10 protein-coding genes are annotated in these 14,724 nt (G+C 70.3%); 8 read left to right on the plus strand and 2 right to left on the minus strand.

Features of this window, described 5'->3' with window-relative positions; translation table 11 throughout:
• Nucleotides 1-18: 18 nt before the first annotated feature.
• On the minus strand, nt 19-2,175 hold the full coding sequence (malQ, locus tag BST11_RS16550) for a 4-alpha-glucanotransferase (protein ID WP_083139023.1): 2,157 nt from the start codon (nt 2,173-2,175) through the stop codon (nt 19-21).
• Between the two features lie 330 nt (nt 2,176-2,505).
• On the opposite strand from malQ, the gene eccB reads away from it, so the two are divergent.
• Complete coding sequence (gene eccB / locus BST11_RS16555) at nt 2,506-4,026, plus strand: type VII secretion protein EccB (RefSeq protein WP_083139011.1); 1,521 nt, start codon at nt 2,506-2,508, stop codon at nt 4,024-4,026.
• Nucleotides 4,023-8,189 carry a type VII secretion protein EccCa gene (gene eccCa, locus BST11_RS16560; protein ID WP_083139012.1) on the plus strand — a complete coding sequence of 1,389 codons (4,167 nt, stop codon included), beginning with the start codon at nt 4,023-4,025 and terminating at the stop codon, nt 8,187-8,189. The genes eccB and eccCa overlap by 4 nt, the downstream gene beginning before the upstream one ends.
• A 28-nt stretch (nt 8,190-8,217) precedes the next feature.
• Here the strand turns inward: eccCa and BST11_RS16565 are convergent, their stop codons facing one another.
• Nucleotides 8,218-9,393 (minus strand): cytochrome P450, encoded by a 1,176-nt coding sequence (locus tag BST11_RS16565; protein WP_083139013.1) that lies wholly within the window; start codon nt 9,391-9,393, stop codon nt 8,218-8,220.
• A 686-nt stretch (nt 9,394-10,079) separates the two neighbouring features.
• Here BST11_RS16565 and BST11_RS16570 point away from each other — a divergent pair.
• The 6 genes from BST11_RS16570 to BST11_RS16595 all read left to right on the plus strand — a co-directional run.
• Nucleotides 10,080-10,274, plus strand: a complete 195-nt coding sequence (locus tag BST11_RS16570; protein WP_083139014.1) for a ferredoxin — start codon at nt 10,080-10,082, stop codon at nt 10,272-10,274.
• 419 nt (nt 10,275-10,693) lie between these two features.
• Entirely contained in the window at nt 10,694-11,953 is a 1,260-nt protein-coding gene (locus tag BST11_RS16575; protein WP_083139025.1) for a PPE family protein, read from the plus strand.
• Between the two features lie 62 nt (nt 11,954-12,015).
• Complete coding sequence (locus tag BST11_RS16580) at nt 12,016-12,315, plus strand: PE family protein (protein WP_067319719.1); 300 nt, start codon at nt 12,016-12,018, stop codon at nt 12,313-12,315.
• A gap of 10 nt (nt 12,316-12,325) precedes the next feature.
• Nucleotides 12,326-13,549 (plus strand): PPE family protein, encoded by a 1,224-nt coding sequence (locus BST11_RS16585; protein WP_083139015.1) that lies wholly within the window; start codon nt 12,326-12,328, stop codon nt 13,547-13,549.
• Between the two features lie 492 nt (nt 13,550-14,041).
• The gene (locus BST11_RS16590) at nt 14,042-14,341 is read left to right on the plus strand and encodes a PE family protein (protein ID WP_068212104.1); all 300 of its coding nucleotides are present in this window, start codon (nt 14,042-14,044) and stop codon (nt 14,339-14,341) included.
• 240 nt (nt 14,342-14,581) lie between these two features.
• Nucleotides 14,582-14,724 (plus strand): WXG100 family type VII secretion target (locus BST11_RS16595; protein WP_042798136.1); only part of this gene is annotated, 143 nt, incomplete at its 3' end.

Here is a 14,724-nt window from a genome sequence, read left to right on the forward strand (position 1 = left end):
CGAAGCTACAGGTGCGCCTCACCCCGGCGCGATTGCCGCGCGGACGGCCTCGGCCAGGGTGGCCGCCCGGCGGTCGGCGAAGACGTCCTCCAGCAACACCGGCCGGCCGTCGGGGCCGGTCAGCGGGACCCGCCAGTTGGGATATTCGTCGGTGGTGCCCGGCTGGTTCTGGGTCCGGCGGTCACCGACCGCATCGGTCAGCGCCACCCCCAGCAGCCGCGACGGCGTGCGGCCCAGGTAGCGGTACAGCGCGAGGACCACGTGTTCCGGGTCGCCGTCCCAGGCGTCTTCCCCGTCGGCCAGCAGGCCCACCCGGCGCAGCTCGGCCATCCAGGCCGCCAGCTCGGCCCGGTCGGATTCCAGCTCCTCGGACGCCGGCCGGGTCAGCAGCCCGAGGGACTCCCGCAGGCGCACGTGCTCGCCGGCCAGGTAACCGGCCGTCGGCGGCAGGTCGTGGGTGGTCACCGACGACAGGCAGTACTCCCGCCAGCGCTCGGCGGGCAGGGGGCCGCCGTTCCCGTCGCGGTCGGTCTCGAACCACAGGATTGACGTGCCGAGCACGCCGCGCAGTAAGAGGTAGTCGCGCACCCACGGCTCGACGGTGCCGAGGTCTTCGCCGACCACCAGCGCCCCGGCCCGGTGCGCCTCCAGCGCGACGATGCCGATCATCGCCTCGTGGTCGTAGCGCACGTAGGTGCCCTCGGTGGGCGGGACACCCCGCGGGATCCACCACAGCCGGAACAACCCGATGATGTGGTCGATGCGCACGCCCCCGGCCTGGCGCAGCACGGCCCGGATCAGCGCGCGAAAGGGCCGGTACTCCTCCTCTTCCAGCCGGTCCGGACGCCACGGCGGCTGCGACCAGTCCTGGCCGAGCTGGTTGAACTCGTCCGGCGGCGCGCCCGCGGTCACGCCCAGCGCCAGCACGTCCTGCAGCGCCCAGGCGTCGGCCCCGTCGGGATGCACGCCGACGGCCAGGTCGTGCATGATGCCCAGCCCCATCCCGGCCCGGACCGCCTGCGACTGGGCCGCGGCGAGCTGTTCGTCGAGCTGCCACTGCAGCCAGCGGTGGAAATCGACCGCGTCCGGGTTTCGCGCGACGAAATCTGCGACGGCGGCGCTTTCGGGGCGACGCAGCGACTCGGGCCAGCGATGCCAGTCACCGCCGTACTCCTCGGCCAGCGCGCACCAGGTGGCGAAGTCGTCGAGCGGGGTGCCCTCGCGGTCGCGGAACGCGGCGTAGGCCAGCTCGCGGCCCGCCGAGCGCGGCACCCGGTGCAGCAGCTCTAGCGCCGCCCGCTTGGCGGCCCACGCGCCGTCGCGGTCGATCGCGTCGAGCCGGCCGGCCCGCCGCTGGACCTCCGAACGCAGCCGCCGCACCCGGCCGCGCTTGGCCAGATCGGCGTACTCCGGGACCGCCTCCACGCGAAGGTAGAGCGGGTTGACGAAGCGGCGCGAGGTCGGCAGGTAGGGCGACGGCTCCATCCGGCCGGTCGGCCCGGCAAACCCGGCCGCGTGCAGGGGGTTGACCAGCAGGTAGTCGGCGCCGTGGCGCGAGGCCGACCACACCGCGAGGTCGGCCAGGTCGGTGAGGTCGCCGACGCCCCACGACTGGCGGGACCGCACGCTGTAGAGCTGCGCGGCCAGGCCCCACACGCGGCGCGCGCCGAGCCGCTCGGGCAAACCGAGCCAGTCCGGGGTGACGATCAGCGCCGTGCTGGTCGTGGTGGCACCGGAGCGCAGGTGCACGCGGTGGTAGCCCAGCGGGAGGCCGGTGGGCAGGACGAAGCTGGCCTCGCCGATCAGGCGGCCGTCCAGATCGAAGGGCGGCGTGAAGTTGTCCACCTGCCGAACGTCGCCGCGCGCCGTACCGTCCTCCAGCTCCACCCACACCTCGGCGGGGTCGCCGTGGGTCACATGCACCCAGAACCGGATCTGCTCGCCGGCGCGCCCGACGATGGTCGGCGGCATCAGGCGCTCCCAGTGCGAACGCCGCTTGGCGGCCAACGCGTCGTTGCGGTCGCGCTCGGTGCCCGCGGCGACTCCGAACGCGGCGAGCACGGCCACCAACGTGTCCTGCCCGACGAGCACGCGCCGGCCCGTCCAGTCCTCATACTCGGTCGCGATGTGAAACCGGCGGGCGAGTTCGACCAGTGAGGGCGCGAGCTCAGTCATGCCGCCCATCTTGCTGGAGAGCGGGCCGCCGCGTCCCGCGCGGGCGAAGGTGGCCGTTCAACAGGACTACTCGGCCATCCGCGGCTAACATGCCCAGTGAAGACGTGAAGAATCCAGCCGGGCGGGGTCAGTGGGGCAGAGGCAGCGGGGCCGAAGTCAGTGGGGCCGAAGTCAGTGGGGCCGAAGTCAGTGGGGCCGAAGTCAGTGGGGCTAGGTGGGAACTAGCAACGGTGCGGCGCCCGCGCGGTTGCCGCGGGTCGCCGCGGTTGTAGACGTAATTCGCGAGACGGACAGTATCCAGGCGTTCTAGCAGACCGGATGGTGAACTAAGTGGCGGAAGAGAGTCGCGGGCAGCGAGGGTCGGGGTACGGCCTCGGGCTGTCGACCCGGACCCAGGTGACCGGCTACCAATTCCTGGCGCGCCGAACCGCGATGGCGCTGACCCGCTGGCGGGTCCGCATGGAGATCGAGCCGGGCCGGCGTCAAACCCTGGCCGTGGTGGCCTCGGTCTCCGCGGCGCTGGTGATCTGCCTGGGGGCGCTGCTCTGGTCGTTCCTGAGCCCGTCGGGTCAGATCAACGAGTCCCCGATCATCGCCGACCGCGACTCCGGCGCCCTCTACGTCCGGGTGGGGGACAAGCTGTACCCGGCGCTGAACCTGGCCTCGGCCCGGCTGATCACCGGGCGCCCGGACAACCCGCACCTGGTCCGGTCGAGCCAGATCGCGAACCTGCCGCGCGGGCCGCTGGTCGGCATCCCCGGCGCCCCCTCGAACTTCGCCCCGAAGACGCCCACCGCGTCATCCTGGCTGGTGTGCGACACGGTGGGCTCGACGGGGGTCGGCGCGCCGTCCGGGGTCACGGTGACGGTGATCGACGGCACCCCCGACCTCAGCGGCCACCGACAGGTGCTCAACGGCTCGGACGCCGTGGTGCTGCGCTACGGCGACGACGCGTGGGTGGTCCGGCAGGGGCGCCGGTCGAAGATCGACGCCATGAACCGCTCGGTGCTGTTGCCGCTGGGTTTGACCCCCGAGCAGGTCAGCATGGCAAAGCCGATGAGCCGCGCCCTGTACGACGCGCTGCCGGTGGGCCCGGAACTCGTGGTGCCGGAGATCCCGAACGCCGGTTCCCCGGCGGCGTTCCCGGGGGCGCCCGGCCCGGTGGGGACGGTGATCGTCACCCCGCAAATCAGTGGCCCCCAACAGTATTCGCTGGTGCTGACCGACGGCGTGCAGACGCTGCCGCCGCTGGTGGCGCAGATCCTGCAGAACGCCGGCGGCCCCGGCTCCAGCACCAAACCGGTGACCGTGGAGCCGTCGGCGCTGGCGAAGATGCCGGTGGTCAACAAGCTGGACCTGTCGTCGTATCCCGACAACCCGCTGAACGTGATGGACATCCGCGAGAACCCCGCGACCTGCTGGTGGTGGCAGAAGACGTCCGGCGAGAACCGGGCGCGCATCCAGGTCGTGTCCGGATCCACCCTTCCCATCGCGGCCAAGGACCTGAGCAAGGTCGTGTCCCTGGTGAAGGCCGACACGACGGGCCGCGAGGCCGACCAGGTGTACTTCGCCCCCGACCACGCCAATTTCGTGGCCGTCACGGGCAACGACGCGGGCGCCAAGACGACGGAGTCGCTATGGTGGCTGACCGATGCGGGCGCCCGGTTCGGGGTGGACGACACCCGTGAGGCCCGCGAGGCCCTCGGCCTGAAGACCACGCCAAGCCTGGCGCCGTGGGTGGCGCTGCGACTGCTGCCGCAAGGCCCGACACTGTCGCGTGCCGACGCCCTGGTGCAGCACGACACCTTGCCGATGGACATGTCCCCTGCAGAGTTGGTGGTACCCCGATGAAACGTGGATTCGCCCGGCCCACACCGGAAAAGCCACCGGTTATCAAGCCGGAGAACATCGTCCTGCCGACCCCGCTGAGCATCCCGCCACCGGAGGGCAAGCCGTGGTGGATTGTGGTGGTCGGCGTTTTGGTCATCGGTCTGCTGGGCGGCATGGTCGCAATGACGTTCGCCAGCGGCTCGCACGTGTTCGGCGGCGTCGGCTCCATTTTCCCGATCTTCATGGTCGGCGGAATGATGATGATGATGTTCGGCGGCCGGTTCGGCGGCCAGCAGCAGATGAGCCGGCCGAAGCTGGACGCGATGCGCGCCCAGTTCATGCTGATGCTCGACATGCTGCGCGAGACGGCCCACGAGTCGGCCGACAGCATGGACGCCAACTACCGCTGGTTCCACCCGGAACCCACCACGCTGGCCGCGGCCGTCGGGTCGTCGCGGATGTGGGAGCGCCAGCCCGACGGCAAGGACCTCAACTTCGGGATCGTGCGCGTCGGCGTGGGCATGACGCGCCCCGAGGTGACCTGGGGTGAGCCCCAGAACATGCCCACCGACATCGAGCTCGAGCCGGTGACGGGCAAGGCGCTTCAGGAGTTCGGGCGCTACCAGAGCGTCGTCTACAACCTGCCCAAGATGATCTCGCTGCTGGTCGAGCCGTGGTACTCGCTGATCGGGGACCGCGAGCAGGTGCTGGGGCTGATGCGGGCGATCATCTGCCAGCTGGCGTTCTCCCACGGGCCCGACCACGTGCAGATGATCCTGGTCAGTTCCGACCTGGACGAATGGGATTGGGTCAAGTGGGTGCCGCACTTCGGCGACCCGCGCCGCCAGGACGCGGCGGGCAACGCGCGGATGGTCTACAGCTCGGTGCGTGAGTTCGCCGCCGAGCAAGCCGAATTGTTCGCCGGCCGTGGGTCTTTCACGCCGCGGCATGCCAGTTCGTCGGCGCAGACCCCGACGCCGCACACGGTGATCATCGCCGACATCAGCGATCAGCAGTGGGAGTTCGTGATCAGCGCCGAGGGCATCGACGGCGTGACGTTCTTCGACCTGACCGGCTCGTCGATGTGGTCGGCCGTTCCGGAGCGGACGCTGCGGTTCGACGACCTCGGCGTCATCGAGGCGCTGCCGCGCGACCGCGACACCTGGATGGTGATCGACGAGAAGCCGTGGTTCTTCGCCCTCACCGACCACCTCAGCGTCGCGGAGGCCGAGGAGTTCGCGCAGAAGCTGGCGCGCTGGCGGCTGGCCGAGGCGTACGAGGAGATCGGCCAGCGAGTGGCCCACATCGGCGCCCGGGACATCATGGCGTACTACGGGATCGACGACCCGGCCAACATCGACTTCGACTCGCTGTGGGGCAGCCGCACCGACGCGATGGGCCGCTCGCGGCTGCGGGCGCCGTTCGGGAACCGCTCCGACAACGGCGAGCTGCTGTTCTTGGACATGAAGTCGCTGGACGAGGGCGGCGACGGCCCGCACGGGGTCATGTCGGGCACCACCGGCTCGGGTAAGTCGACGCTGGTGCGCACCGTGATCGAATCGCTGATGCTCGGCCACCCGCCGGAGGAGCTGCAGTTCGTCCTGGCCGACCTCAAGGGTGGCTCGGCGGTCAAGCCGTTCGCCGGGGTGCCGCACGTGTCGCGCATCATCACCGACCTGGAAGAGGACCAGGCGCTGATGGAGCGCTTTCTGGACGCGCTGTGGGGCGAGATCGCCCGCCGCAAGGCGATCTGCGACAACGCCGGGGTCGACGACGCCAAGGAATACAACAGCGTGCGCTCCCGGATGCGGGCCCGCGGCCAGGACCTGCCGCCGCTGCCGATGCTCGTGGTCGTCATCGACGAGTTCTACGAGTGGTTCCGCATCATGCCGACCGCCGTCGACGTGCTCGACTCGATCGGGCGCCAGGGCCGCGCGTACTGGATCCACCTGATGATGGCGTCGCAGACGATCGAGAGCCGCGCCGAAAAGCTCATGGAGAACATGGGTTATCGCTTGGTGCTCAAGGCGCGCACCGCCGGGGCCGCGCAGGCCGCGGGCGTGCCGAACGCGGTGAACCTGCCCGCCCAGGCCGGCCTGGGCTACTTCCGTCGCAGCCTCGAGGACATCGTCCGGTTCCAGGCCGAGTTCCTGTGGCGCGACTACATCTCCCGGGGATCCTCCATCGACGGCGAGGAAGCGCCCGCGCTGGTGCACAGCATCGATTACGTTCGCCCGCAACTGTTTACCAACTCGTTCACCCCGCTCGAGGTCAGCGTCGGCGGCCCGCAGCTGGAGTCGGCGCGCACCAACGGCTCCAACGGCGAGGTGCTCGAGGTGATCGAGGCCGAAGAGGACGACGAAGGGGTACGGACACCCAAGGTCGGCACGGTGATCATCGATCAGCTGCGCAGGATCGATTTCGAGCCGTACCGGTTGTGGCAGCCGCCGCTGAACGAACCCGTCGCCGTCGACGAGCTCGTCAACCGGTTCCTCGGCCACTCCTGGCAGCAGGACTACGGCAGCGCGCAGAACCTGATCTTCCCGATCGGGATCATCGACCGCCCGTTCAAGCACGACCAGCCGCCGTGGACGGTCGACACGTCGGGCCCCGGCGCCAACGTCCTGATCCTCGGGGCCGGCGGATCGGGCAAGACCACGGCCCTGCAGACGCTGATCTGCTCGGCCGCGCTGACCCACACGCCGGAGCAGGTGCAGTTCTACTGCCTGGCCTACAGCGGCACCGCCCTGACCACCGTCGCCCGGCTGCCCCATGTGGGCGAGGTGGCCGGTCCGACCGACCCCTACGGCGTGCGCCGCACCGTGGCCGAACTGCTGGCGCTGGTGCGCGAGCGCAAGCGCAGCTTCCTCGAATACGGCATCGCCTCGATGGAGGTGTTCCGGCGCCGCAAGTTCGCCGGCGAGGCCGGTCCGGTGCCCAACGACGGATTCGGCGACGTCTACCTGGTGATCGACAACTACCGGGCGCTGGCCGAGGAGAACGAGGTCCTGATCGAGCAGGTGAACCTGATCATCAACCAGGGCCCCTCGTTCGGCGTGCACGTGATCGTTTCCGCCGACCGCGAATCGGAGCTGCGGCCGCCGGTGCGCAGCGGCTTCGGTTGCCGCGTCGAGCTGCGCCTGGCCGCGGTGGAAGACGCCAAGCTGGTGCGCTCCCGGTTCGCCAAGGAAGTCCCGGTCAAGCCGGGGCGTGGCATGGTCGCGGTCAACTACGTCCGCCTGGATGCCGACCCGCAGGCCGGCCTGCACACGCTGGTGGCCCGTCCCGCGCTGGGCAGCACACCCGGCAACGTGTTCGCCTCGGACAGCATCGTGGAGGCGGTCAGCCGGCTCGCGAGCGGCCAGGCACCGCCGATCCGCCGGCTGCCCGCGCGGTTCGGCGTGGAGCAGGTGCGCGAGCTGGCCGCGCGCGACACCCGCCAGGGCGTCGGTGCCGGCGGAATCGCCTGGGCCATATCGGAATTGGACCTGGCACCGGTCTACCTGAATTTCGCCGAGAACGCGCACCTGATGGTGACGGGCCGCCGCGAGTGCGGGCGGACCACCACGCTGGCGACCATCATGTCCGAGATCGGCCGCCTCTACGCGCCCGGTGCCAGCGTCGCGCCGCCCCCGCCGGCCGGGCGCCCGTCGGCCCAGGTGTGGCTGGTCGACCCCCGCCGTCAGCTGCTGACCGTGCTGGGCCCGGAGTACGTCGAGAAGTTCGCCTACAACCTCGACGGGGTGCAGGCGATGATGGACGGCCTGTCCGCCCTGCTGGCCAGCCGCGAGCCACCGCCCGGGCTGTCGGCGGAGGAGTTGCTGTCGCACTCCTGGTGGAGCGGCCCGGAGATCTTCCTGATCGTCGACGACATCCAGCAGATGCCGGCCGGTTTCGACTCGCCGCTGCACAAGGCCGCCGCCTGGGTCACCCGGGCCTCCGACGTGGGCCTGCACGTGATCGTCACCCGCACCTTCGGTGGCTGGTCCTCGGCGGGCAGCGACCCCATGCTGCGGGCGCTGCACCAGGCCAACGCGCCGCTGCTGGTGATGGACGCCGACCCCGACGAGGGCTTCATCCGCGGCAAGATGAAGGGTGGCCCGCTGCCCCGCGGCCGGGGCCTGCTGATGGCCGAGGACACCGGCGTCTTCGTCCAGGTGGCGGCCACCGAGTTCCGCAAGTAGGGCGTGCCGCGCCGGGGTTGATCGCCGATCAGCCCCAGCGCAGCGGCAATTCCTTGAGCGCGAACGTCTTCGACGGGAACCTGATTTCCGGCGTGTAATCCGGAGGCACCGCGAAGTCGGGGATCTGCCGGAGCCATTCGTCGACGACGATGGTGAGTTCGAGGCGGGCCAGGTGCGATCCCAGGCAGCGGTGCGGGCCGCCGCCGAATCCCCAGTGCCGGTGCACCTTGCCGTCCAAAACCAGTTCGTCGGTGGATATCTCGTCGCTGCCGTCGCGGTTCACCGCGGCCATGCACAGCCGCACCGACGTGCCCGCGGGCAGCGTCATGCCACCGACGGTGACCATCCGCGTCGTCACCCGGGGGGCCACCGGGGCCGACGGCTCCAGCCGGACGATCTCTTCGATGAAAACCCTGATCTGCCTGGGATTGTCGCGCAGGGAATCGCGCAGCTGCGGTCGGCGCGCGAGCTCGAACAGGGAGAACCCGATGGCCGCGGTCACCGTGTCGAGGCCCGCCAGGATCAGCAGGTGGCTCATGCCGAGCAGCTCGAGGTCGCTGAATGCTCCGTCGCCGGTCATCACCCGGGACAGCATGTCCGAGCCCGGGTTGGCCCGGCGCCGCGCGATCGCGTCGGCGAGGTAGGCCATCAGCTCGCCCGCCTTCTCGAGGTCCTCCTTTGTCGAATAGGGCTTGTCGGAGACGATGGCGTCCTTCCAGGCGATGATGCGGTCACGATCCTCGAGCGGCAGGCCGTAGAGGTCGAGGAACACCTGGTAGGGATACAGGCTCGCGAAATCCGCCATCGCCTCGCACTTGCCCTGCTCGGCGAGCGCGGCGATCATCTCGGCGGCGTGGCGCTGCAGCAGAGGCCGGGACTCGGTCAGTCCCTGCGGGCTGAAATATGGCTGGAGGATCCTGCGGTAGCGGGTGTGTTCCGGCGGGTCGAACGCCAGCGGAACCACCGGTAGCGGGCTGCCGGGAGGTTGCAGCGCCAGCCGGGACGAGAAGACCTGCGGATTGCGCAGCGCCGCGAGCACGTCCTCGCGGCGGGTCAGATAGTAGTGGCCGTTCATGAACACCACCGGCCCGGCGTCCCGCAGCGTCTTCCATCCGACGCCGCGGTCGGCGGCCATCGGCAACTGGGAGTACTCGAGCCGCGGGAGGTGGAAGGCGCCCGGGTCGCCTTCACCGGGAGTGCTCATGAGTCTATCTCCGCGCGTCCGTTCGGTTTTCGTGGTTTGCCGCCATTGTCCCCGAACCAGCTGGGCTCGCCCGGATCCTTTCGTCACCGGTTTCCGGCGGCACACCAATATTGCACGCGCGAATATCGCACGCGCGGCAAAGGGCGCCACCCGTGTCGAACGGGACCGTCCGCGCCCGCATCGTGGGTCGCGAAACTCCTTACGGCGGACCGCGAACAGCGCGCCGAAAACGCCGCCGGACCGGGTTTATCCGCGACGCGATTTTATTGTGTGCCGGGCCGCCCGCGCGGCGGCCCCGCCCCGACCGCGGGCGTCGGGCGGCCGCCCCGTCGACGGTCGACCGCGGGTTGGCGGGTTCGTTGTCCCAGCTCATGGTCGGCGGTGCGGTTCGGTGGCGCGGGGCGCGCGCGGCGGCACCGCCGTGCCGCGGCCGCGGCCCCGGGGGGCGGCGGCCTCGGTGCCGTCGGCGACCGCCGACTTCGTCCGATCGTCGATCGGTGGCGGCGAACTAACGTGACGCAGAGCGCTTAGCCAGACGAAGCAGAGGAGGCGACACATGTCGCTCGCGCCCACACAGCGGGCGGTTTCGGGCGCGGCGGAGGCCATCGCCCCGTCGGTAGGATGGACGCTCGCGGCGGCCGCACTGGCAAGGCCGGTGCCCACCATCCGTCGAAGAAGGACAGCGCGTGAAGGTTCGCCTCGAAAAGTCCCGATGTGTCGGCCACGCCCAGTGTTACGCCGTGGATCCCGACCTGTTCCCGATCGACGAGTCGGGCTACTCGATCCTCGAGGAGCGCGAGGTGCGGCCGGAGGACGAGCGGGTGACCCGCGACGGCGTGGCCGCGTGTCCCGAGATGGCGCTGCTCATCGACGAGGAGTAGCGGCCCGCCCGGGGGCGACCCGTTGGCAAACTGCACGTGAACACTGGCGGTCGCTAGTGAACGGCGGCTGACCGGGAATGAACATTCGTTTGCCAGTTGTCGACACTTGGCCTTGCGGTTCGGCGTGTCCGCCGCAACCAGCTAATGTCGCTTTCGAGCGGCAGTTCAGGCACCAACGAGCTGTCGCTCGGTTGCTAACAGCGGGGTAGACGAGGCAAATTTGCGCATTTCGATCCTGACCGGACGGCCAAGAATCACGGCGGCGCGGAGCTTCTCCCGGCCGCTCGGGCCGGGGCGCCAATCGTGTTCGATCCCCGCGAATGGGTTTGCTGGTCCCCAGCGATGTGACCGCACCCACCATGCTTTTGCCCCGCACGACGCGATTGCCCACGCAATCACGGCCACATGAGGAGGACACGGTGTTCGACTTCGGAGCGCTAGCGCCCGAAATCAATTCCGGTCGTATCTATGCGGGCCCCGGGGCCGAGTCGATCATGGTTGCCGCGACGGCCTGGGACGAGCTCGCGGCGGAGCTGGCGACGGCGGCCAGCAGCTACAACTCGGTGCTGACGGAGCTCACCGGCGCCCCCTGGATGGGGCCCTCGTCGAAGGCGATGGTGTCGGCGGTCGCGCCCTACGTGAGCTGGCTCGGCGCGGCGGCCGGGCTGGCCGAGGAGAGCGCCAGTCAGGCGCGCGCGGCCGCCGCCGCGTTCGAGACGGCCTTCGCGATGACCGTCCCGCCACCGGTGATCGCGGCCAACCGGCTGTTGCTGATGACGCTGGTCGCCACCAATTTCTTCGGGCAGAACACGCCGGCGATCATGGCCACCGAAGCCCAGTACATGGAGATGTGGGCGCAGGACGCGACCGCCATGTACGGCTACGCGGCCGCGTCGGCGACCGCCGCGCAGCTGACCCCGTATCAACCGCCACCGAACACGACGGCGCCGGAGGGGGTCGCCGGCCAGGGCGCCGCCGTCGCCCAGGCCATCGCCGAACCGGCCGGCAGTTCCGGGCAGACCGCGGCGGCCACCGTCACCCAGCTCGTCCCGGCGGCCACGGTTCCCCAAGCGCTGCAACAACTTTCGACCGGGGTGTCGTCGACGTGGCCGTTCTCCATGATCGAAGGCCAGATCAAGGATTTCCTGACCTACGGGCTGCCCACCCCGTCCAACAACTGGCTGGGGCTGGCGCCCAATCTGTACACCCCGATCCTGAAAAACACCCTGCAGGCCTACTTCGGGGTGGGCATGGGGCAGTTCGGCGTATCGATCGGGCAGCAGCTGACGTTCGGTACCGGCACCACGGCCGGTGCGGGCGGTGCCTGGTACCCGACACCGCAATTCGCCGGCCTGCACCTGGGCACCGTGGGCGGCGGGGGGGCCGCCGCCGGCGCCCACACCTCCTCGGCGGTATCGGCGGGCGCGGGCCAGGCCGGCAAGGTCGGGCTGCTGTCGGTCCCCGCGAACTGGACGACGCCGACCTCGGAGGCGGGCGTGACCCTCGCGGCGGCCGAGGAGACTCCCGCTCCCGCCAGGGCCGCCGGGGCCGCGCCGGGCAACACCATCCTGCGGGGCGTGCCTCCCGGCGGCGTGGGCCGCCGCACCGCGGGCTACGGCTTCACCAACAAATACGGGTTCCGCTACAGCGTGCTGACGCGCCCGCCGTCGGCCGGATGACGGGAGGCGACCTGCAGTGACCGAAACGAACCACCGAGCCTGAAAGTCGAGGAGGAGATCACATGTCGTTTGTGACAACGCAGCCCGAAGCGCTGGCCGCGGCGGCGGGCAGTCTGCAGGGCATCGGCTCGGCGCTGAGCGCCCAGAACGCCGCGGCGGCGGCGCCCACGACGGGGGTGGTGCCGGCGGCCGCCGACGAGGTGTCGGCGCTGACGGCGGCGCAGTTCGCCGCGCACGCCCAGATGTATCAGGCCGTCAGCGCGCAGGCGGCGGCAATCCACGAGACGTTCGTCAACACCCTGGGCATCAGCTCCGGGTCGTACGCGGCGACCGAGGCGGCCAACGCGGCCGCAGCAGGCTAGGAGGCCAGAAATGACAATCGATTTGGGTGCGCTGCCCCCGGAGGTCACCTCCGCGCAGATCTATGCGGGGCCGGGGTCGTCGTCGCTGATGGCGGCGGCGTCGGCGTGGAACAGCATTGCCGCCGAACTGAATTCGGCCGCGCTGGCCTACGACAAGCTCATCACCTCGCTGGCCAGTGAGGAGTGGCTGGGGCCGGCCTCGGCGTCGATGGCCGCGGCGGTGCAGCCATACATGACGTGGATGACCAGCACCGCGGCGCAGGCCGAGGAGGCGGCCATCCAGGCCCAATCGGCCGCGGCGGCCTACGAAACCGTGCTCGCCTCGGTGACGCCGCCGCCGCTGATCGCCGCCAACCGCGCCGAATTGTCCCAGGCGATGGCGACCAATGTGCTGGGCCAGAACAACGGCGTCATCGCCCAGCTGGAGGCGCAATACGGCGAGTTTTGGGCGCAGAACGCCGCGGCGTTGTACAGCTACGCCGGCCAGTCGGCGGCGGCGACCAAGGTGACGCCGTACCAAAGCGCCCCGACGATCACCAACCAGGCCGGCACGGGGACCCAGACCGCCGCGGTCGCCGCGGCCCAGGCCGCCCCGGCGGCGTCGGCCCAGCAGAGCCTGCAGGGTGTCCTCACCCAAATCCAAAGCCAGCTGGGCCAACTGGCCTCCCCGAGCGGGACACAGTCGCTCGTCTCGCAGGCCCAGTCGACCAACCCGTTGCAGGAACTGTGGTTCCTCGCCACCGGCAACACGACGCTGCCCACCAACTTCGGGGCGCTGGCCAACGGCTATACGCCGTACGCGGGGTTGCTCTACAACACGGAGGGTCTGCCCTACTTCAGCATCGGCATGGGCAACAACTTCGTTCAGGTCGCCAAGAGCCTCGGGCTCATCAGCGCGCCCGCGGCCGCGGCCGCGGCGTCCGTGCCCAAGGGCCTGCCCAGCCTGGGCGGCCTGCTGGGCGGCGGCGCGGGCGCCACCGCGCACCTCGGCAGCGCGACCTCGATCGGCAAGTTGTCGGTGCCGGCCGCGTGGGCGGGGGCCGCTCCCGCGGCGGCGCCGCATGCCGCCATCCCGGTGAGCAGCATCAGCGCGGCGCCGGAGGCCGCGGCGGGACCCGGAAACCTGTTGGGCGGCTTGCCGCTGGCCGGCGCGGGCGCCGGCGGGTCCAGCGGCGCCGGACCGCGGTACGGGTTCCGGCCCACCGTGATGGCGCGGCCACCCCTCGGCGGCTAGCGGGACGGCGGCCCGCGACCCCGATGGACACCCGCGAACGCCTTACCCGCGTCCGGATTTCTCCGCCGCGGCGAGGGTCGGCGCCCGTCGACCGGACACCTCGCGCGGCCACCGGTGTGGGTGGCGGGCGCGCCGCCTCCGAACGGCGCCCGCGGGCGGCGGCTTGCGGTCGCGTGGGTCCGCCCAGCGAGCGCGCGTTCTCGCATTTGCTCCCACGCGTTTTCGCCCGCCCGGTGCTATCCTCCATACGTGCTGGCCAGCAGGCTTGCCAAGGGCGCTCCGCCCGGTTCGCCTCGACGGTTTGCTGTGACGGTCCTGTGAAGGCCAGCGGTAGGGGGCCCGACGCTGTTAGTGTGTCGTTACCAAAAGTGAATTCCCCGTGCCGTCCAGTGAACATTCGCTAACGAGCGGCTCGGGCCCAGCTTGAAACGGACGTTGTCATCTACTCTCGTGCACGAAGTGGTGCCAGAGACGACCTAGGAGGGAAATGTTATGTCGTTCGTGACCACGCAGCCGGAGGCGCTGGCCGCCGCCGCCGGAACCCTGCAGGGCATCGGCTCGGCGCTCAGCGCGCAGAACGCCGCCGCCGCCGCCCCGACGACGGGGGTTGTCCCCGCCGCCGCCGACGAGGTGTCGGCGCTGACCGCGGCGCAATTCGCCGCGCACGCGCAGATGTACCAGGCAGTGAGCGCCCAGGCCGCAGCGATTCACGAGCAGTTCGTGAACACGCTGGGGATCAGCTCGGGTTCCTACGCCGCGACGGAAGCCGCCAACGCAGCGGCCGCCGGCTGACCGGTTCACCGATTCAAATCCTGGACGAGATATTCACTCAGCCGCCGCAGGCGGCAGGGGGGACCGAATTCTTTTCTCCTTCGGTTCGGCGCAGCAGCGCAGGACCGAGCACACACAACTGAATACACATCACCGAATACACATCGCTGAATACACATCACCGAAGACACATCACCGAAGAATTACTGAGAACCACCGAGCAGCACTGACAAGCACCGACAACCAAGGAGACAGGCCGACATGGCAACACGTTTTATGACTGACCCGCATGAGATGCGGGCGATGGCGGGCCGGTTCGAGGTCCACGCGCAGACGGTGGAGGACGAGGCGCGCAAGATGTGGGCGTCGTCGATGAACATCGCCGGTGCGGGCTGGAGCGGCCA

Source organism: Mycobacterium alsense, from assembly GCF_002086635.1.
Classification (GTDB): domain Bacteria; phylum Actinomycetota; class Actinomycetes; order Mycobacteriales; family Mycobacteriaceae; genus Mycobacterium; species Mycobacterium alsense.